This is a genomic window from Paenibacillus sp. Y412MC10, from assembly GCF_000024685.1.
In the GTDB taxonomy this organism is placed as follows: domain Bacteria; phylum Bacillota; class Bacilli; order Paenibacillales; family Paenibacillaceae; genus Paenibacillus_AQ; species Paenibacillus_AQ lautus_A.
Window position 1 is genome coordinate 3326241 of record NC_013406.1, and the last position, 19490, is coordinate 3345730.

The 19490-nt window shown below is 48.3% G+C and carries 19 protein-coding genes; 15 read left to right on the plus strand and 4 right to left on the minus strand.

Annotation, left to right across the window (positions count from 1 at the left end; all coding sequences use genetic code 11):
• Positions 1-75: 75 nt before the first annotated feature.
• Positions 76-1011 carry a tyrosine-type recombinase/integrase gene (locus GYMC10_RS14510; RefSeq protein WP_015735165.1) on the minus strand — a complete coding sequence of 312 codons (936 nt, stop codon included), beginning with the start codon at positions 1009-1011 and terminating at the stop codon, positions 76-78.
• 242 nt (positions 1012-1253) lie between these two features.
• Positions 1254-2378, minus strand: coding sequence for a DUF4261 domain-containing protein (locus GYMC10_RS14515; RefSeq protein WP_015735166.1), 1125 nt, complete (start codon positions 2376-2378; stop codon positions 1254-1256).
• Between the two features lie 209 nt (positions 2379-2587).
• Between GYMC10_RS14515 and GYMC10_RS14520 the strand changes: the two genes are divergently transcribed.
• The 13 genes from GYMC10_RS14520 to GYMC10_RS14580 all read left to right on the plus strand — a co-directional run bounded on the left by GYMC10_RS14520 (position 2588) and on the right by GYMC10_RS14580 (position 12541).
• Positions 2588-3070, plus strand: a complete 483-nt coding sequence (locus GYMC10_RS14520) for a GNAT family N-acetyltransferase (RefSeq protein WP_015735167.1) — start codon at positions 2588-2590, stop codon at positions 3068-3070.
• Between the two features lie 80 nt (positions 3071-3150).
• Positions 3151-3543, plus strand: a complete 393-nt coding sequence (locus GYMC10_RS14525; RefSeq protein WP_015735168.1) for a VOC family protein — start codon at positions 3151-3153, stop codon at positions 3541-3543.
• A 10-nt stretch (positions 3544-3553) separates the two neighbouring features.
• Positions 3554-3979, plus strand: coding sequence for a GNAT family N-acetyltransferase (locus GYMC10_RS14530; protein WP_036663621.1), 426 nt, complete (start codon positions 3554-3556; stop codon positions 3977-3979).
• A 63-nt stretch (positions 3980-4042) separates the two neighbouring features.
• Positions 4043-4639, plus strand: coding sequence for an AAA family ATPase (locus GYMC10_RS14535; protein WP_015735170.1), 597 nt, complete (start codon positions 4043-4045; stop codon positions 4637-4639).
• 380 nt (positions 4640-5019) lie between these two features.
• Positions 5020-5991, plus strand: coding sequence for a metal ABC transporter solute-binding protein, Zn/Mn family (locus GYMC10_RS14540; RefSeq protein WP_015735171.1), 972 nt, complete (start codon positions 5020-5022; stop codon positions 5989-5991).
• Position 5992: 1 nt separating this feature from the next.
• Positions 5993-6721, plus strand: coding sequence for a metal ABC transporter ATP-binding protein (locus GYMC10_RS14545; RefSeq protein WP_015735172.1), 729 nt, complete (start codon positions 5993-5995; stop codon positions 6719-6721).
• Between the two features lie 3 nt (positions 6722-6724).
• Positions 6725-7663: a metal ABC transporter permease gene (locus tag GYMC10_RS14550; RefSeq protein ID WP_015735173.1), complete on the plus strand. Its 939-nt coding sequence runs from the start codon at positions 6725-6727 to the stop codon at positions 7661-7663.
• Positions 7660-8562 (plus strand): metal ABC transporter permease, encoded by a 903-nt coding sequence (locus GYMC10_RS14555; RefSeq protein ID WP_015735174.1) that lies wholly within the window; start codon positions 7660-7662, stop codon positions 8560-8562. The genes GYMC10_RS14550 and GYMC10_RS14555 overlap by 4 nt, the downstream gene beginning before the upstream one ends.
• A gap of 131 nt (positions 8563-8693) precedes the next feature.
• On the plus strand, positions 8694-9227 hold the full coding sequence (locus GYMC10_RS14560) for a GNAT family N-acetyltransferase (RefSeq protein WP_015735175.1): 534 nt from the start codon (positions 8694-8696) through the stop codon (positions 9225-9227).
• A gap of 31 nt (positions 9228-9258) precedes the next feature.
• Complete coding sequence (locus GYMC10_RS14565; protein WP_015735176.1) at positions 9259-9768, plus strand: NUDIX hydrolase; 510 nt, start codon at positions 9259-9261, stop codon at positions 9766-9768.
• A 313-nt stretch (positions 9769-10081) separates the two neighbouring features.
• The gene (locus GYMC10_RS14570) at positions 10082-11026 is read left to right on the plus strand and encodes a glycosyltransferase (RefSeq protein WP_015735177.1); all 945 of its coding nucleotides are present in this window, start codon (positions 10082-10084) and stop codon (positions 11024-11026) included.
• 31 nt (positions 11027-11057) lie between these two features.
• The gene (locus GYMC10_RS14575; protein ID WP_015735178.1) at positions 11058-11741 is read left to right on the plus strand and encodes a galactosyltransferase-related protein; all 684 of its coding nucleotides are present in this window, start codon (positions 11058-11060) and stop codon (positions 11739-11741) included.
• 35 nt (positions 11742-11776) lie between these two features.
• Positions 11777-12541 (plus strand): glycosyltransferase, encoded by a 765-nt coding sequence (locus GYMC10_RS14580; RefSeq protein WP_015735179.1) that lies wholly within the window; start codon positions 11777-11779, stop codon positions 12539-12541.
• 83 nt (positions 12542-12624) lie between these two features.
• Here GYMC10_RS14580 and GYMC10_RS14585 read toward each other — a convergent pair whose 3' ends face one another.
• Complete coding sequence (locus tag GYMC10_RS14585; RefSeq protein WP_015735180.1) at positions 12625-15225, minus strand: glycosyltransferase; 2601 nt, start codon at positions 15223-15225, stop codon at positions 12625-12627.
• A gap of 676 nt (positions 15226-15901) precedes the next feature.
• Between GYMC10_RS14585 and GYMC10_RS14595 the strand changes: the two genes are divergently transcribed.
• Positions 15902-16102 (plus strand): hypothetical protein, encoded by a 201-nt coding sequence (locus tag GYMC10_RS14595; RefSeq protein WP_015735182.1) that lies wholly within the window; start codon positions 15902-15904, stop codon positions 16100-16102.
• Between the two features lie 36 nt (positions 16103-16138).
• Here the strand turns inward: GYMC10_RS14595 and GYMC10_RS14600 are convergent, their stop codons facing one another.
• Positions 16139-17443 carry a glycosyltransferase family 2 protein gene (locus tag GYMC10_RS14600; RefSeq protein WP_261979722.1) on the minus strand — a complete coding sequence of 435 codons (1305 nt, stop codon included), beginning with the start codon at positions 17441-17443 and terminating at the stop codon, positions 16139-16141.
• 194 nt (positions 17444-17637) lie between these two features.
• Here GYMC10_RS14600 and GYMC10_RS14605 point away from each other — a divergent pair, with 194 nt between their 5' ends.
• Positions 17638-19449, plus strand: coding sequence for a DUF3658 domain-containing protein (locus GYMC10_RS14605; protein ID WP_015735184.1), 1812 nt, complete (start codon positions 17638-17640; stop codon positions 19447-19449).
• Positions 19450-19490 lie beyond the last annotated feature (41 nt).

Sequence of the window (19490 nt, forward strand, 5' to 3'; positions counted from 1 at the left end):
TGCTGTTTTCACATACATAAAGAACATGAGCGGTGACCCCGTCACAGGAAGAGTCATTGCAAACCGTGTCCTTCGTTATGGCTTGGATGAGAAGAGAAGGGGGATCGCCGGCCGGATTTTGTTCATGGCGCGTTCTTTTGTCTCATCCAGCACATGGGTATAAATCTGCGTGGTGGATATATCCTCGTGTCCGAGGAGCTCCTGCACAGCACGCAGATCAGCACCGTTACGCAGCAGCTCGGTGGCAAAGGAGTGTCTTAACTTATGTGCGGATAGAGATTGCCCGGATAACTGCGGAAACTGCTCGGTCATTGCCGCAAACGTCTTCTCGGCTATCGTCTGCACCATGCGTTTACTGATTCTGCGCCGAAACTGCGATACGAAGAAGGCGTTATCCTTTGAGCTTCTGGGAGCCATCCGCTCTTCCAGGTACATTTGCAGCAGCTTGTTCAATTCGGCAGGGAGGGGGATGTATCTCCATTTACTGCCTTTACCCAGCACTCCGATGCTGGAGTTCTCCATATCAACGTCCGTTACATTCAGCTTTACGATCTCGCTAACCCGAAGACCCGCATAAGCCATAAGCGCGATGATGGTCACGTCGCGGATTCTATATCTTCCTTCAATTCCATTCAGACAAGCATCCAGAATCGGCTTTTGAAGATAGGTAGGCTGACGGTTCTTCTCCACTTTGGCTTTTTCGATATCCATCGCAGGATTGGTGCTCGCCAATTTGAAACGGATCATGACTTTATAAAAGAGACGGATGGCGGACTGGCACCGATTTCGATATCGCGCGCCGGCACCGCTTTCCCGCACCTGTGTCAGATAATACATCACATCAATGTCCGTGACTTCCGTGATGGGTTTCCCCTCAAGGCTGTTCAGGAAATGCTTGATATCATGAAGATAGGCCTGTTGTGTATCCTTGGCGTATTCGCGATCCTTCATATAGGAGAGAAACAGCTTCATTTCCCGCTCATAGTGCTCAAAAACTTCGGTATAGTTCATTGCTTTACACCCGTCCAATCGTTTAGAACAGAAATTGCATTAAATATAGATTTAATGCAATTTTATTATAGCAAAATCGAGCAATTTGGCAAAATGATAGCGGCCGCCCAGCGTATGCCAGTTTCAAATTCCTCAAGGAGTGGAAGCCGTCAACAAAGGCTTAGTCGTGGAAAATTATAAAAAGCACGCCAAGTCCATATCGATGGCTAGGCGTGCTTTGTCGGAGAGTTGATTCGTTAAATTCAGTACTTGATTTTAAGAGTGTCATCAGGAAGATACACGCCCTCGGAGCGGGTAATCGGAAGTTTCTGTTCCGCGGAGAAGCCGATGGTTTCCCCGTCCCTTAGCGTGACGTCCTGCTCCACGATGTATAAAGCAATGTCCATCAGGAATTCACGGAGCTCGGCAGGGGTCACCTGGCTGTCCAGCACCTCGATCTCATCCTTGCCGAAGGCTCTGAGCCCATAGGTATATCCGTTGATTCCGGTTTCGGTGCCAACTAAACCAAAATATACGAGATTTAACAGGGGAAACAGATCTTCGGTCTTCATCGTTTCGGCCATATCGATATAGAACTCAGGCTGAAATACGGTGCCGGACGAGTAGAGCCCGACGGCATTCGGCAGCTTCAGGCAGCTGGCCGCCAGTTTGGCGTACACTTTTCCGCTATCCAGCGGAGACGCGGAGCGCTTAAGCACGGCCAGAATAAGCTGGGCGACATGGGTTTGGGTGACCTCGGCGGCCTCGGGCCACAGGTAGTTCCCTTGAGCGTAATGCTCAGCCTCGCCATCCGGCACCGGGGCATTGATGAAGCTGACTGCAATCATGCAGCCCTCCGCCTCAAAGACCAGCATACCTTCCTTCTCCTCTTCGGCGCTGCCGTCTTCCGGGGAGCAGGAGATGCTCCAATCGCGCAGAAGATTGGCTTTGACCTGCTCCAGATCGCATTCTGGCGAGTTCAACAGAACGAAGCCGTTGAATATGCCGGATGACGTTTGGTTGTCTGCTGCGTCATCCTCTGGATTCTCCGACGATTCATACTGCGCCGCCTGTTGCATCCAATACTCCCGGATCATATTGACCATGGATATCGCTTCCTCCTCCGCGGTGGCAGGATGATAAGGCTGCATCTCACTGAATACATGACCGCAATGCTCGGTGTCCGAGGCATGTCCATAACCGCCGCACACGCCAACCAGCCATTTACCAAGCATGGATTTCTTATATTTGAATATGTAGTAATGCATGCCATGGAGATTGAATTCTCCGGCTAATTCGATTTTGCTGGGCTTATGTCCAAGCTCTCGTTCATTTGCCAGCCATTCGATCATGGCTCGCTTGGCCGCTTGCTGTTGGACTGTCGTCATGGGTTTCTCTCCTTAACTATGTGTGATATATTAACTGTTATATTTTACTAGCTATTGAATGGCTCGGCAATAGATGGAAATTGCTAGTCTATGAACAGAAGATGGTATGACCATTGCCGTCTTCACATATAACTGGCAGGATGGTTACATAGAATGTGGAATAGTCGTTAAAATTAAAAAATGCCTGAGATGGCATGAGAGGTGAGAATGTGAAACTTGCAAGGATTTCATATGAACAGAAGAGCGTATTGCGCAGCCTCATGGAGTTATATCAATACGATATGAGTCCGTATGAGGATGACAGCGATAATGACGTTAACGAGAACGGTCTTTACGATTATAAGTATGTAGACCATTACTGGACCGAGGAGGGACGCCACCCTTACTTTGTCAAAGTATCCGGGAAGCTTGCCGGATTTGTGTTGGTAAGGGGAATCGAAGCATCAGATCTTTCAGCTCCCGGTTACTCCATGGCAGAATTTTTTATTCTTAAGAAATACCGCAAGCGGGGTATCGGCAAACAGGCGGCATTCCAAGTATTCGAATGGTTCAGGGGGAAGTGGAGCATCGCTTGGCTGGAAAAAAATCTGCCGGCGCAAAACTTCTGGACAACGATCATCTCGGAATATAAGGCGGGCGAATTTTCGGAAACCACGTATGCAGGCAACCCTGCCATCGAATTTTATTCTTAGCATTCAGCACTTACGAAAAGTTCTTGTTAAGCGAGTCGGACGATTGTATTATGGAAGGAAAAGTAGCCGGAGATGATCTTATGAGCAGGATTCAATTCTCAGTTCAAGTTCGATTGGTATCCGATCTTTCCCGATCCAAGCAGTTTTATGAAGAGGTGCTCGGTTGTGAAGTGAACGATGTTTGGGCGGTCAGGGATGATTTTGCGCTCGGTTTCAAACTGATTCAGGCGGCAACGATGACGGACGTTAACCCGAATCCGCCAGGCCAGGATCAACAGACGCCTTGGGATACGTACGCCTATGTGGATACGCACCTCGAATTAGAGGAGTTGTATGAAGAACTAACCTCTCGCGGGGCAGAAGTGGTACAAGAGCCTGTGCTCATGGAAGCAGACTGGGGCGTGTGGAAGGATTTTGCGATCAAGGATCCGGACAATTACGTGATTGCATTTGGCTCCGGTAAAAGGAACTGACGGTGTGATGATGGACATCGATCTGAAGCGGATTTTGATAAGCAGCGACCCTTCCCTCCTGGATATGGACGCCATTGTACATTTTTTGCGTCAAAGCTATTGGGCTAACGAACGCTCCGATGAAAAAATTAAGAAATCGCTAGAGGGATCAACATGTTTTGGCGCCTATATCGACAACCGGCAGATCGGATTTGCCAGGGTCGTGACCGACGACGCAACCGTGTATTGGTTATGCGATGTATTTGTGGATGAGTCTTATCGTGGGCATGGCATAGGAAAGAAGTTAATCGAAACGATTACCACCAGCGATGACTACCGAAATTTATTCGGCATCTTGTCGACGCGGGATGCTCATGGTCTATACGAACAATATGGATTTGTCCGCGATCACGGAAAAACATTGACTCGATTGCCGGACTTTCTGAGAAAAGCATAATTTTACATAAGAGACGACATTTGATACAAGCAAAACCCTGATAAGGAAGGGGTTCTTTCATCTATGATTATTTGGGTGAACGGCGCATTCGGCTCGGGCAAAACCCAGGCTGCGCATGAGCTGCAGCGAAGAATACCGAACTCGTGCGTGTACGATCCGGAAAATGCAGGTTATTTCATTCGCGATAATCTTCCGAAGGATGCCACACGCGATGATTTTCAGCATTATCCGATGTGGAGGGAGTTTAACTACTCCATGTTTAAGTATATGGACCAGGAATCCGATCAATTGATCATTGCTCCGATGACCATATCAAACGCGTCATATTTCGATGAAATCGTTGGGAACCTGAGACGGGATGGCGTTGTTGTCCGGCATTTCACGTTGTGTGCTTCCAAGGAAGTCCTGCTAAGACGATTGCGGAGCCGAGGAGAAGGTCCGAATTCGTGGGCAGCGCAGCAAATCGATCGGTGCATGAGCGGTTTCTCGAATGAAGTGTTCCAGCGTCATATCGATACCGATCATCTGTCAATCGACGAGGTGGTAGAAACCATCGGTGCTTTGGCCGATGTGAAGCTATTGCCCGATAACCGCAGCAATAGCAGGAAGAAATTCGACCGTTTAAAAACCAAGTTTGCGCACATTCGGTTTTTTGGGTAACCCAAGGGTTGTGATAGATCAAACAATAGGAAAAAAAGACGATTTCTCTTGAAGAGAAGTCGTCTTTTTTTGTGCATTGAACATGAATGCAATCCTACCCTATTAAAATATTTAAATATAGCTAAATATTTTGCCTATGCGAAAAATAGATCCAGATTGCTCGGATATTATGGATTAAATCAAGCTTTTGAGGAAGTGGATTGAGACACCGAGTATACGAATTTATAAAATAACATTGACAAAAACCTAAAGATGGATTATTTTTTGTACATAGGAATTAAAGTTGCGTCAATGCAAAACAATTGGATGACGGCAGGACGAGGTTTTCATTTACATTAGAATGGTCGACTCATTATTTATTTGGAGTGGAGGAGAAGAAGATGAAGAACAAGAGGACTAGTAGAGGCAGGATATTCATGGGGGCAGCCATTCTGGGTTTGTTGCTGGTATTATCCGCATGCGCATCGGGAGAAGCGAAGCAGAGCGGAGCGGCAACCGAGCAGCAAGGCAAGAAAATACGCGTGGTAACCACCATTGGACAGATTGCGGAACCCATCTCCGTTATCGGAGGAGATCGGGTGGAGGTGCAGAGCTTGATGGGACCTGGCGTCGATCCGCATTTATATAATGCCACACAAGGCGATATCAAGAAGTTGGATAGCGGGGATGTTATTTTCTATAGCGGACTTCATTTGGAAGGCAATATGACGGAAATCTTCGAACAGATCGGAAAAAACAAACCCGTGCTGGCGATAGCGGACGCCATCCCGAAGGATCGGTTGCTTCAGGATGACACGCAGGCGACCGATCCCCACGTATGGTTTGATATCGATCTATGGAAGACCTCCTTGGACTCTGCAGTGGAAGAGCTAAAGTCGCTGTCTCCCGCCGATGCCGACTATTTTGAAGAGAACAAGCAGAAGTATTTTGCGCAATTGGATGAGCTGAAAGCGGAGGCGAAGGATAAGCTGGGGCAAATACCGGAAGAGCAGCGGGTCATGGTTACCGCTCATGATGCTTTTGGGTATTTCGGCCGTATGCATGGTCTGGAAGTCGTCGGCCTTCAAGGCCTGAGCACTGAGGATGAAATCGGCCTCTCGGATATTAACGGCACGATCGACCTACTGCTGGAACACAAGGTGCCTGCCGTGTTCGTCGAATCCAGCGTCAACCCGGCTTCGATCAATGCCGTCATTGAAGGAGCTGCCAAGAAAGGGCTGGACATTAAGCTTGGAGGCGAGCTCTTCTCCGATGCAATGGGCGAGACGGGAACGACGGAAGGCACTTATATCGGAATGTACCGTCATAATGTCGAAACAATCTATCATGCGCTAACAGGAAGTGGTGAATAAGATGTCTGTACTTAAAGTTCAAGATCTCCATGCATCGTATCGAAAAAATAAAGTGCTTCACAACGTGTCCTTCAACGTCGAGCAGGGCTCGCTAACCAGCATTGTCGGGCCGAACGGCGCAGGCAAATCCACCTTGCTGAAGGTCATGCTGGAGCTTCATCCGAAGCTGTCGGGGAATGTTTCCTTCTTCGGGTCCAGCTTAAGCCAAACGAAAACCCGCGTCGGCTATGTGCCGCAGCGGGGGTCCGTGGACTGGGATTTCCCGACCGATGCGTTGGATGTCGTCATGATGGGTTTATACGGACGGGTGGGGTGGCTGAAACGGCCAAACAAGAGCCACAAGGAAAAGGCGATGGCATCGCTTGATCAGATGGGCATGGCAGACTTTGCCGACCGGCAGATCAGTCAGCTCTCCGGCGGACAGCAGCAGCGCGTATTTCTCGCAAGGGCGCTCGTTCAGGATGCCGATCTCTATTTCATGGATGAGCCGTTAGCTGGAGTCGATGCCGCAACCGAGCGGGCGATTATGACAACCCTGAAGGATCTAAAAACGGCGGGCAAAACCGTGATGGTGGTCCATCATGATCTGCAGACGGTTGAAGATTATTTCGACCATGTGCTGCTGTTGAACCGTACGGTCATTGCGCACGGGAAGACTGAAGACGTCTTCACGAAGGATCAAGTTTACCGCGCATACGGCGGTTCGCTTCGCTGGATGAAGGAGGCGTAAAGCATGCTCAATTCATTATTGTCGCCGAACACACAATGGGTACTGTTAAGCACGTTAATCCTGGGCATGGCAGCCGGCATGATCGGCTGTCTTGCCTATTGGAAGCGGCAAAGCCTGATGAGCGATGCATTGTCTCACGCGGCGCTGCCGGGTGTCGTGATCGCATTCGCTTTGACGGGAAGCAAGAACCTGCTGGTCATGATTCTCGGGGCAGCCGCCAGCGCTTTAATCGGGGCCTGGATGATCCAGTGGATTCGGACTTCCAGCCGCATTAAAGAGGATACGGCGATGGGCATGATTCTATCCGTGTTTTTCGGTTTGGGCATTATGCTGCTGACGATCGTGAACCGTACGGGCGGCGGGAATCAAAGCGGACTGGATAACTTTATTTTCGGGCAGGCGGCATCCATGGTTCGCAAGGATGTGGTTACGATGCTAATCCTGGCTGTTCTGGTCATTCTCGTTGTCTCGATCGGTTTTAAAGAATGGAAGCTATTTCTGTTTGATCCCAATTTTGCCCGGGGGTTAGGGCTGAACAGCAGACTGATGAATACCCTCTATATGGGAGTGCTCGTTCTCGTCATCGTCATCGGCATTCAGGCCGTCGGCGTCATATTGATGGCGGCCATGCTGATCATTCCGTCGGTCAGCGCAAGATATTGGACTCAATCCTTCAAAATGATGGTCATTCTGTCGGCGGTATTTGGAGGCGGCGCCGGGTTTGTCGGTACACTCGTGAGCACTCTGGGAAAAGGATGGCCTACAGGGCCCTTCATCGTTGTAGCTTCCGCCGTGTTGTTCACGATCTCTCTGGTCTTCGGCGCAGAGAAGGGTCTTCTGATTCAGGCTCTGCAGCTCCGCTCCCAGAAAAAAGAGCATAGGGACGCGGGCAGTCAAACCGTTCTTGGTCCCCGGATTTCCGAGAGGGGGAGCAATCAATGACTTATACCGCATGGATCTTACTCACAGCCTCGCTCGTCGGATTGTCCTGCGGCATCGTCGGCGTGTTCCTGATTCTGCGCCGAATGGCGATGATGGCCGATGCCATCAGCCACACCGTGCTGCTCGGCATCGTTACGGCGTTTATCGTCACCCGAGAACTCAGCGGTCCGCATATGCTGGTCGGTGCGATCATAGCCGGCCTGCTGACGGCGGTACTGGTTCAATGGTTTCATTCCCGGGGCGTACAGCAGGACGCATCCATTGGCGTTGTTTTTACAACCTTGTTTGCCATCGGCGTCATCCTGATTGCGACCCAGGTTGGCAACGCCCATCTGGATACAAAGCATGCGCTCATGGGCGAAATCACGTTTGTGCCATGGGATGTGATGCACGTTCCGCTTCTAGGCGAGGTACCGAAAGCGACCTTTATGCTGGCAGCCGTTCTCTTGGTCGTGCTTATCGTGATCCTGGCATTCTATAAAGAATGGAAGATTACCTCCTTTGATCCGGCACTTGCGGCCAGCATCGGCATTCCCGTCGTGCTTATGCATTATGTGTTCATGTCGCTCGTCTCCATCACAACGGTGGCATCCTTTGATGCCGTGGGGGCGATCATGGTGGTGGCTATGTTAATAACGCCTGCCGCGGCTGCTTATCTATGGACCGATAAACTTTCCATCATGCTGGCGCTAAGCGGGGCCTTTGGCGTCATATCGGCATTTATGGGATATTATATCGCGGTATGGCTGGACACCTCCATTTCGGGATCCATGGCATTCGCAACCGGAATCGTATTTATCATCAGCTTTCTGTCCTCTCCGCGACATGGCGTGCTTTCCCGTTATATTCATAAGTTCAAAACGCATGACAGGGAGAAGAAACTGGAAGGGATTTCCTAATGTGAGATATTGAAAGAAGCTTGGGTGATAGGCTGCCCGGCTTCTTTTTTTATCTGCGACATACAGCGTGGTATAATTGGAAAAAATCACCTCCGCCTGTGCCGGAGACTTCATGAAGGAGTGAGGTACCTATGCAGTTAGAGTCCCCTAGACTGACGATCCGCGATTTCCGGGATGAGGATTTTGCGAGTATTCATGCCTATGCTTCAGATCCAAGAGTGACCGAGTATACGATGTGGGGACCCAATACGGAAGAAGATACATGGAAGTATGTAGGGGAAATCCGCCGAATGATAGAGCAGAGCCCCCGTGACAGCTACGAGCTGGCGATCGTATTAAAGAATAGCGGCCAATTGATCGGAGGCGTGGGGCTTCATCGATCCGATACGAATGCAGAGCTTGGATACTGTCTGAATCCTGCTTATTGGCGGCAGGGTTATGCTACCGAGGCCGCTAGGGTCATGTGCCGCTTCGGCTTCGAGGAACTGGGAGTCAACCGGATCTATGCCACTTGTCGGCCGGGAAACGTCGGATCTGCCAGCGTCATGCGTCACATCGGAATGAAGCAGGAGGGGCATCTACGGCAGCACTTATGGTTTAAGGGCCGTTATCATGATTCCTATTTATTCTCCATCCTGAAAGAAGAATTCGACGGGAGGAAATGACCAACCGTCTTGAAAAGGAGCACCTGCCCGTATGGTAAATAGCGAGTTATTGATCCGCCATAACGGAATATCGATTTACGAGGAAACGTCAGGCAAAGTGTATTATACCAAGGAAAATTATGTGTCCGTTGTTGTTCTGGCAAAGGATGGCGATCAGCTGCTGCTGATCCGTCAATACCGAGCGGCCGTGGATGATTACGTTATTCAGCTGCCTGGCGGCGGCGTAGGCGAGGAAGAGGACCTGGAATCGGCGGCTCGACGTGAAATGCTGGAGGAAACAGGCTTCATCTGCTGTAAGCTTCACTACCTAGGCAAGCTGTACCCGGCGTCCTGGAGGTGCAACGAGATCGCCCATGTCTATTATACCGATGAGGTAACAAGCCAATCCGGCCAGCTGCTCGAGGGATACGAGCGCATTGACGTGGTACGTATGAGCGTCACGGACTGCTGGCGCGGGATAAAGGAGAATAAGCTGCAGGATTCCGAACTGATTTTTGCCATGATGCAGGGCTTGCTTAAGGAATTCATTCAGCCATCATAAAACGGAGGTTCTTGACTAAATGGATTTTGTAGAGATTTCATCATTAGAATGGATGCCATGCTTCAAGAGATGAGAGCATTGAGAAAAGAAATTCAAGAGAACCATGCCAATGAACATATTATCGATAAAAAAGTTTAGTTATCAGTCAAATTCATTGGAATTTTACCGCTGCCTTTAGTGTAGGTTTCATTCTACGCCATGGGCAGCTTTTTATTGTTAATGATGGACGTATTCATCATTTTGCATGGACTTGCAAACTTGTCGGGGAGGAGTCGAATATACTCTATTACGAGCGGATAAGGAGGTCGACATTATGGGAAGGCACTTGCTGATCTATGACGTGCCCTGGTGGATCCTGGGTAAGAATGCCAAGGTTATTCAGCAATATCATCCATCGTTGGACCTCATGTCTATGAGCGAATTGGATCTCTATCTTGAACACAAAAGCAGTGGAGAGTTGAATCACCAATATGATCACATATCCGCCATGTGTCTTGGCATTGCGGCTTATTGCGTTTTCAAGAATATCCGCATCGATTCAGCGGCAGCCGTCTCCTATTATTACTTCAGTAAACACTATGAAACCTATAGGGAATGGAAGGATGAACTCGTTCCCGATCCTGACTTTCTCAGGCTGGTCATTCCTAGAATCGGAAAGCTAGGCGCTATAAATCGGAGACTGGCCTCCATCTTGCAGGCCATAGCACCAAATACATCTGTGGAGTATATCGGTCATTTCGTGGATGACCAATTGTTTCAGCCATTGCCTATAGCTCGAATAGACAATGCTCCATTCGTGATCGGCTGGGCCGGTGATCCCTCGAAAACCTCTAAAAACTACAATACTTTGTATATGCGGATTAAAGAGCATTTCAAGAGTGACGAAGGAATCGCTTTTATCGAAACTTCTGGTGCTCACACTTACGAAAGCATGCCGGGTTTTTATCATAAGTTGAACTTGTTGTTGAACACGGGAGCCAATGAAGGAAGCGGGGCTACTGTGCTGGAAGCGTATGCTTGCGGGGTCCCCGTTCTTTCCACGAATGTCGGTAATGCAAAAGATGCAGCTCACCCGGCTGCCCATGGACTGATATTGGATAGTGACTCTCCCGAAGATTTTATACACAAGATTAACTATTGGAGAAGTCGGGCGGATGAACTTCGAGAAATCGGGTTAAGGTGCAGGAGTCATATAGAGTCAGGTTGGAGAATCGACCATGCGATGAGCCGATGGCTCCGCGTTTTGTTTCAAATTTAGTCAAGCTCTGCAGGTGAGGAGGAAGAAAAAGATGTTTGACCAAGTTTCCGTTCTGATTCCCTACCAGTCGGATCATGGCGGGCCGAGGGATGCCGCGTTCAGGTGGGCGCTGGATTTCTACTCACGGACGATGCCGGGCATAGAAGTATGTGTCGGTGAAGTCTCCAGTAATCCATTCAGCAGGTCGAAAGCCATTAACCGCGCAGCCCGCCAAGCAACCAGAGATGTCTTCATGATTGCCGACTGTGATATTGTATATGATCCCAACCTCGTGCTGGAAACGATATCTTACGTGAATGACCGTCAATGGGTTATCCCGTTCAGTCGTATTTTACGGCTGCCGGAGGACATCTCGCAAATGATCCTGTCTCAAACAGCGGATTGGCCGATCCCAACGATACTGGGAAATAGAGATGAGAACAGCGCTTATTATCTGGGAGGGTTGAATGCATTAAAACGAAATGCGTTTGATGCGGTGGGGGGATATGATGAACGGTTTATCGGTTGGGGCGGGGAGGATGAGGCCTTCGCATACGCAATGGACACCCTTATCGGTACCCACGTTCGATTGGACGGAGAAATGGTGCACTTCTGGCACCCGTTTGTTGGTCCTGAAGGCAATCCCCATTATGAAACCAACTATGCCTTGTACAAACAATACAAGGAGGCAAGGGGGGATGTTCAGTCTATGCGCAAACTGATCCGCAGAGGTTAAGCGTAAGGGCCAGAACAGGAAGGAGAGGATATTCCATGAAGCTGTCGGTCATTGTACCGGTTTTGAATGAAGAAACGTTCGTCCCTTTATATATCGAAAGCGTGAGCCGTTTTGCTCATGAAATCATTATTGTAGATGGAGGAAGCACAGATGGCACTTTGAAGCATATTGAGCGCCTGCAGGATCGTTATCCAATCCGGTTGTTTCGTTTGCAGCAGAATGGAATGCCTTACACCGATGATTGGAATGAATCCCAAGTACGTAATTTCCTGATCGATCAAGCTCAAGGAGACTGGATTATGAATCTGGATATCGATGAATTGATGGATGATCGTTTTCAACAAGCACTGCCGGAGCTTATGGCCAACGCGGACGTGGATATATATCAGTTCCCGTTCGTCAATTTTTGGGGAGATCCGTGGACCATTCGAGTGAATAGCCCAGGGGATGAGCGATGGTCCAATGATATAACGAGAATGTGGAGGGCGAATAAAGGGATTCGTTATCGTGATGAGAAGCATCATTGCACGCTTGAGGCGGCAGAAGGGCAGAGCATATGGAGTATTCCAAGAGGGCGAAGCGATGTGTTTATATACCATTATCATTATGCTTTGGGACGTAAGATCAAATTTAATGACAACCGGAGAAAAGACGTTAATTTACTTGAAAACGAAGGCGTGCCCGATTGGAGTTTTAAGCATTCGGAATACGAGATAACCACAACTCCCTTTCAAGGTCGTCATCCAGAAGTCATTCGGCGTTACTTAAAGAAAATGGAAAAAGAGCCTCATTCAAATTAAACGCCCTGACCATGCTTCTGAACGAACTTCAGAAGCATGGATGGGCTTTTATTCTCCAGTTATTTAGGGAGTTCCATTTTATACTATACGGTCGATATATCCCTTGTAAGAGACATGACATTACGTACGGTATGAGTCACAAGAGCATCCCCAAACACCTTGATATTGGGCAAGTTGGATTGAAGAGCTTTGAGCCGATGATCATGATAACAAAGCGAATCCGCTACAAAATGGTCGGAACGCAGGTAGGGGTAAACATCGGTTGAACCGCAGTATATTACATGATCAAATGTGACTTGAGAGAATAAATCGATCCTGTTTGTGAAATACAGTCTTGGACCCACCTTGCGAGTTCCGATTATCGGGTTGCCGTGGTATTCATGCGCATATACGATGACATACAAGTTCTCATCCTCCGTCAATCCCATGACGATTTTCTGCCAGCGTTTGGAATGGGCATCCCATACTTTATCACCCAGAACCAAAGCGAACTTCTTCCCTGTCACATGAATCCGATTGGCGATTTCCTGCGGATGATCCGCCAAATGAAACAGGCTGTGAGGACCTTTCGGTAATCTCCAGGTTTTGTTCCATTTCTGCTCGTAGTATGCCTTGTTCTTTTCCCACAACGAATCGTATGCTTGGGGCTTCAGCTCTTTAATGGTGGCACTGCCGTAATGATATACAAAAGCATCCTCGACGATAGCCAGACGGTAACCTGCATTGCGTACCCGTTCACAGTAATCATCATCCTCGAACATGCCAATTCCGTAGGCCGGATCGAGGGAGCCAACCTTATCCCATACACTGCGCTTCATGGCAACACAGAAGAATCCAAGCAAATCGGTATATCTGATTTTCTCATGGTACAGCTCATAGAAATCATGCAACCAACGAACATCGGCACCGTATACCGCGTCGCCGATGAAATGATCCAACGCTTGATCATTACCCACATAATTGGACATCGGGCCCGTCATTCCGATTTGCGGGTCTTCGTGAAATGGCCGGAGCAATCGGGTAATCCAGCTGCCATCAGGTACAAGCGTATCGTTGTTAAGCAGGATCATATACTCACCTGTTGATTCCAGGCATCCGAGTGTGTTCCCTGCGGAAAAACCAAGATTTTTCTGAGACGAAATAACTTTAACTAGCGGGTTGTTAAGAGCTTTAAGGTGGAAAGAAGTTTGATCCGTCGAGGCATTATCGACGATAACAACTTCCAGGTTTGGATAATGTCCCTTTTGCAGTAAACTGCGGAGACATTGCTCGGTGTAAGACCATTTATTGTGAACGACAATAATGACGCTAACCTTAGGAAACAGATGCTGTGTAATGTAGTCGTTTAGAACCTGGTATCTTTGAACCCAGTTATTGTGACGGGCGAATTCTTGCCTTCGTTTGATCTGCTCGGTACCGGATTCCTGAAGTGCTTCATGAATCGCCTGTTCGAATTTATCAGGCGTATCTGCAATGGAGACCATATCGGAAGCAACGGCTTCAACCTCCGGAAGGTCGGTAGATACGACTGGTTTTCCAGCCGCAAGATATTCGTACAGTTTGACAGGATTTGTAGCCTTGGTGAGCATATTCTTCATGAAAGGAATTAATGCAACTTGGAATCGATGTAAATAGATTGGCAGCTCATGATAGGGCTTCTCGCCCAAAAGCACGACGTTGTCCAGCTTCTCGACGTCAGTGGTATCACAACCAAAGGTGTGTCCAATCAGAACGAATGTCCATTCGGGTCTGTTTCTGGCCACTGTTTCGATCAGACGTATATCGAACCAGTCGGATATCGCCCCGTAATAACCGATAATCGGCTGCTTTATGGACTTCAGCTCCGTCAACGATTGTTCAGGCGGTTTTAAGAAATGAGAGATATCAGCGGCATTGCGGATAAGGACCGTGGATGGATTATGTTCAATAGCCCAATCGTACAAATGCTGTGAGGACGTTACGACAAGCCCGGCCACCCGAAGCAGGCGTTCCTCCTGATGGAGCATGGCAGGATCATTGGTCGAGAAACCCGCATGATGATCCATGCAATCATACACGATATGATGTTGCTCCATGGCCGTGACAAGAGGAGTCCAGAACGGTAAATCGACAATCGATACCACTTGGGATATCCCGAATTTGTCTCGTACGTGCTCTATAGACCATTTTAGGTACTGGATATCCCAGCTGCTCATCTCATCTTTATATAGATTTAGAGGTTTATGCGCGCACAAAGTAACGAGCCATACGTTTCGATCGATGTTCTTAATGGAGACAAAACGTCCTACCTCTTCTTTGGAAGCCTCTTCCTTGCGCACACTGTTGATCTCCGTCGTTACATAGAAGACACGATGCCCCTGTTGAGCGAACTGTTCGGATAATTGCTGCGGCCGCTGCCATCTGAATTGCCAATCAATGACGGGAAAACGAATAATGTCGTATAACGGCGTTATCCCGGGTGCGATTAACCCCGTTACCTGGGGCGCAGCACGGGCATGGGCAGCTTCGGATTCAAAAGGTCTGACGGATTGTTGATGAGTTGTATGTGATAGGGAAATCGGAGGTACCGGCTGAACTGACCTTTTCTTTTTGTACAATTTATAGTTTGATTTACGAAGCTTAATCTGACGGGGACTCGTGCGATTTGTAGAAGATCTGCGCCGGTTGTTTGTGATTTTATTCAAGAGTAGCCTCCTCTCTCGTGTGTGATTGTCTCTTTAACAAAGTATGTATCACCCCATGTATCTGTATGGGTAGAACACCATCCGGCATTGGTTTTATCAAAATGGGTATGTATGATTCCCGCATTGAATTATCTTGCAACAATTTACACGGATCTATAGTTGTAGGCCCTTTTCTTATCTTTAGCTAATCCGGTTTCCATTGGATGGATTTATACATATTGTACCAGTGACTATACGGAGGGAGGCAGCTAGTGTGAGGAGATATTGGAACCGAAGCCATCAAAAAGATTGCAAATTCATTGTTGGCAAGAGAAAACATAAGCGTGCCAAAAAGCCGATAACGGTTCTGAGTAAGCTAAATCGGTTGCGTCGAAGATTGATTCATAGCATATCTCAAATCAAATTACAGCTCAGACGACTTACCATACGGGTAAACGCTCTTCAGAAGCAAGTGGAGGATTATGGCTACGCGGATTGGAATAATGTCACTGCTTATTTAAGATCGCGTCTGAATACTCGAATAACCATCGAAACTCCGGCTGGTTCGATTTTCGGTTCATTGGTGTCTATTGGAGACAATTATATTCAAATCTCGGAGCCTAACGGAAGTATTGCCATAATACCGTTGAGTAGTGTTTTATCTATTGAATAATGTTGAACAGGGAGGTAAGAATGGATGGATTTTTCGGAAATACTGGCAACTTTCCTTGGCAGGACAGTGGAGGTTATCCAGGCCAATCAGTTCCTTCAAGGACAGTTATTATCGGCAGCAGGCGGCTTGATCACAGTTCAGGTTGTAAGCTCAAACTATTTGCCGTCCTCAAGGCAGGTCACCATCATCAACAATAATATATCATTGGTTCGCATACTTCCGTAGTCATTATTTGAGATGAGGAACTTTGCAATAACTATTTCAAAATATCGAGTTCTTCCATTTCTCATAGTGATTAAGATGCCGATGCGTCATGCTTGAGCTCCTTATTCTTCTATGATATAGCGGTTGAGGAATGTAAACGGGATGGAAGCTTGAAACCTTGGATAACATCTCGATATCTTCGTATAGACGTCCTTCGAATGGAACCGAGGTGTTCCATCCTCCTAGCTGCTTGATTACAGAGATATTGAACATTCTTGGGGCTACTGCCATAGCTTCTACGAGGAGTCGCTCCGCGGACAAATGGGAAGGTCCGGTTCGGACCCCCTGGTAAAGGAGCTGTTTATTCAAACGCTCGACCCATTCAAAATGATTCGCATACAGTACACCAACATTCGGCTCCTTCTTAGCTTCTTGCAGAAAAACGTTCAGAATATCTGGTGACAGCCAATCATCGGCATCCAGCTCAAGAAACCAGGCCCCCCTTGCCATTTGAAGCGCTATGTTCAGGGCATGAGCCTTACCCAGATTTTGATGTAGTCTCACTGTATTTATACGCTTATCTGCCGGTAATCCCGCCAGGATGCTTGGAGTATCATCACTTGAATGATCATCAACTATGATCAGCTCCCAAGCTGTGATCGTCTGTGACAATACGGAGCGAATAGCCCACGGCAAGTATTCACCATCGTTAAATGTGCACAGCGCAATGGTAACTATAGGAGGGATTTGTTTTTCATTGATAGTCTGAACGCGGGATGGAGCATGAAGAAGCGGAGAGATTGCGTTCCATTCCTCTGCTTCCTTCATCCAGGGAGGGGCACCGCGATGATGGTATAAGATCCCCTCAGAATCTACTTCCTTCCATTCATAGTGGCTGGTTAGCTGGATCTGCTTATCGATCAACACGTATTTCTGGAACGGCAGCTGATCATTGCTCGAAAAACCCGGTGTCTGTCCATTCATCACGATGCTCGTACGCCATAACAGGGGGCCGCGGGGAGTATGGAAGTTTGGAACAGGTCTTTTGTGAAATACTATTGGCTGGTCTGTTTTGGTTGCGGAAGTCAGTATAAAGCCAGCGGAGCCGTCAGCGTAAGTTTGCAGCCATCGTTCGATTTCTTTCTTCGCCATAGGCTGCACAGTATCTCCGGCACAGAGTGTCATGAACCATGGCGTATTCAGGTTATCGGACAGCGCTTCGTTCATTATTGCTGCAGACTCCTGTTCGTTTTGAATCACGATAGGACGGGCATTTGAAAAAACACGCAAAACCGAGGATACGGTATTCTCGCTTAAATGAGGATATAATCCAGGTAGAATAAACACCAGCATGGCTGTCATGTTCCTTTCTGTATCCTAACCGAAGGTGACTCTATACGGTTGTAATGGGTCATCAACACAGTTCTGTTTATCATATGCCCCCATTCGCATGGGGGATACAAATGCCGATAACTTACTCCATGTTGCGGCGTTTAGGTAAATCGGGAATAATAGAGCTAATAGACCGGAACCCGGGATAGGAGATGTAGAATCAAATGAAATCGACCCAGAGTCATATCATTCGGCAAGCCCAAGACTTTGCTCGCGCCGTACACGAAGGGGATGCAAGCGGCCACGACTGGTGGCACGTTCAGCGTGTCACCCGCATCGCCCGGATACTGGCTCATCTTGAAGGCGCCAACGCATACATATGTGAGTTATCGGCAGTCCTCCATGACGTAGCCGACGAGAAATTGAACGAATCAAAAGAAGCAGGTTACGAACGGGCTCGCCATTGGTTGAAACAAGCCGGCGTAGAAGCATCTGATCAGGAGCATGTGCTGGGGATCATCGGTACGATGTCATTCTCAGGCGGAACAGGGAGTGCTATGAAAACGCTGGAAGGCCAAATTGTCCAAGATGCGGATCGGCTTGATGCGATGGGGGTTATCGGAATCGCTCGTACTTTCGCATATTCCGGATGGAAAGGACAGAGTATGTACGATCCGTCTGTTCCACTCCGCGAGCATATGACCCTGGAGGAATATCGAAAGGGAAAGAGCACAGCCATTAACCATTTCTCTGAAAAGCTCTTGAAGCTGAAGGACCGGATGAATACCGAATCGGCCAAGCTGCTTGCAGAGGGTAAGCATCAAAGTCTGGAGCTCTTCCTAGAGGCGTTCGATAAAGAATGGGCGATGGGGAATGAAGCCTACCTGCGGGAATCGCCGATTCATCGCGGAAACGTATCGCGAATCCATATTGCCTTTGATGAGTCGACGGCAGGATCGCTCAAGATCATGCTGCTGTCGAAACCCGGTGAAATCGTAGTGACATTAGGCGATAATCTCATGGCCGGACCGCTTCCGAACGATCATGCTTTCGCCCGTTCGTTCTCCGCCCGAAAGCAGTGGTTTGAGGAATGTTATAGCACCGCGCATGCGGAAGATAGGAAATTAACGATGCTGCAGGCAGCGTTCGCGTGGCTAACCTGGCCTCAGCAGATGAAAGAGACCCCATGCCTGATCTGGGCTGGCGATTCCGCGGCGGAACAGCTGGGCCTGCGAAGACTGCTGTCCTTAATGCCGGACCATTCTGAGGTGAGATTGGTGAATGCGACAAGCGTGCTTCATCAGCAAAATCCAAATCAATGGTTCAAAGGAACATTTGAAATGAACGCGAATCAGCTTCAGCATGTTCTGGACGCAGCCGAGCCGGTCCCATTGTCGCTGCAAGAGCAGGCTGGCTATCGCGCAGACTGGGAGCGCCTTTTGAGCGAAGGTGGGTTCCTTCGGGTGCTTCAAGGTGATATGCTGTGTACCGTTCCAGAATCTTACTACGATGAAGAAATTCTGAAAACCGTATACCGCCTTGAAGCCAGGCATGGATTCTTCAAGAAATCCGCTCGGGTTATTGGCGAGGTCATCGGACAGGGGGAATTAACCGTTTCCGACTTTTTCATCGAGTACCGCATACGTCATCTGATTCAGAGAGGTGCTTTAGCTTACTCCGGCGAGTTGGATGCCATGCGGCACTATAGCGTCTCGCTTGTGGATACATCGAGTCCAAAGGAGCGGTGGAGTCATGAACAACGCCTGGCTAAGGCTGCGAAGCTGAAGTCGCTGTTAAGTGAGATGATGGAAATGAATCTTACGGAGACAGGCTTCATGGAGGAATTGCGGCAGTTAGATGCAGAAAGCCTAGGATTGTCTGAATTGTTCGGCTCGGATGCCATAAAGGGCAGCATGCAAACTGAAATCGATCACCTGTTGAGCACTTATGAGGATCATAGGATACAACGAGTGTCTTTGATGCGCTCCCTGGAAAAGGCGTTAATTCAGATCGATGAAACGGCTCCTAAAGAATAGATTAATAAATTCATAGATTATGATTTCATAAAGAGCAGACG

Bases quoted from the DNA above. Each gene is read 5' to 3' on its own strand.
- GYMC10_RS14525 (WP_015735168.1), top strand. From the start codon at position 3,151: ATGAGCAGGATTCAATTCTCAGTTCAAGTTCGATTGGTATCCGATCTT.
- GYMC10_RS14575 (WP_015735178.1), top strand. From the start codon at position 11,058: ATGTTTGACCAAGTTTCCGTTCTGATTCCCTACCAGTCGGATCATGGC.
- GYMC10_RS14535 (WP_015735170.1), top strand. From the start codon at position 4,043: ATGATTATTTGGGTGAACGGCGCATTCGGCTCGGGCAAAACCCAGGCT.
- GYMC10_RS14565 (WP_015735176.1), top strand. From the start codon at position 9,259: ATGGTAAATAGCGAGTTATTGATCCGCCATAACGGAATATCGATTTAC.
- GYMC10_RS14570 (WP_015735177.1), top strand. From the start codon at position 10,082: ATGGGAAGGCACTTGCTGATCTATGACGTGCCCTGGTGGATCCTGGGT.
- GYMC10_RS14540 (WP_015735171.1), top strand. From the start codon at position 5,020: ATGAAGAACAAGAGGACTAGTAGAGGCAGGATATTCATGGGGGCAGCC.
- GYMC10_RS14515 (WP_015735166.1), bottom strand. From the start codon at position 2,378: ATGACGACAGTCCAACAGCAAGCGGCCAAGCGAGCCATGATCGAATGG.
- GYMC10_RS14510 (WP_015735165.1), bottom strand. From the start codon at position 1,011: ATGAACTATACCGAAGTTTTTGAGCACTATGAGCGGGAAATGAAGCTG.
- GYMC10_RS14580 (WP_015735179.1), top strand. From the start codon at position 11,777: ATGAAGCTGTCGGTCATTGTACCGGTTTTGAATGAAGAAACGTTCGTC.
- GYMC10_RS14555 (WP_015735174.1), top strand. From the start codon at position 7,660: ATGACTTATACCGCATGGATCTTACTCACAGCCTCGCTCGTCGGATTG.
- GYMC10_RS14595 (WP_015735182.1), top strand. From the start codon at position 15,902: ATGGATTTTTCGGAAATACTGGCAACTTTCCTTGGCAGGACAGTGGAG.
- GYMC10_RS14600 (WP_261979722.1), bottom strand. From the start codon at position 17,443: ATGACAGCCATGCTGGTGTTTATTCTACCTGGATTATATCCTCATTTA.
- GYMC10_RS14530 (WP_036663621.1), top strand. From the start codon at position 3,554: ATGGACATCGATCTGAAGCGGATTTTGATAAGCAGCGACCCTTCCCTC.
- GYMC10_RS14550 (WP_015735173.1), top strand. From the start codon at position 6,725: ATGCTCAATTCATTATTGTCGCCGAACACACAATGGGTACTGTTAAGC.
- GYMC10_RS14545 (WP_015735172.1), top strand. From the start codon at position 5,993: ATGTCTGTACTTAAAGTTCAAGATCTCCATGCATCGTATCGAAAAAAT.
- GYMC10_RS14560 (WP_015735175.1), top strand. From the start codon at position 8,694: ATGCAGTTAGAGTCCCCTAGACTGACGATCCGCGATTTCCGGGATGAG.
- GYMC10_RS14605 (WP_015735184.1), top strand. From the start codon at position 17,638: ATGAAATCGACCCAGAGTCATATCATTCGGCAAGCCCAAGACTTTGCT.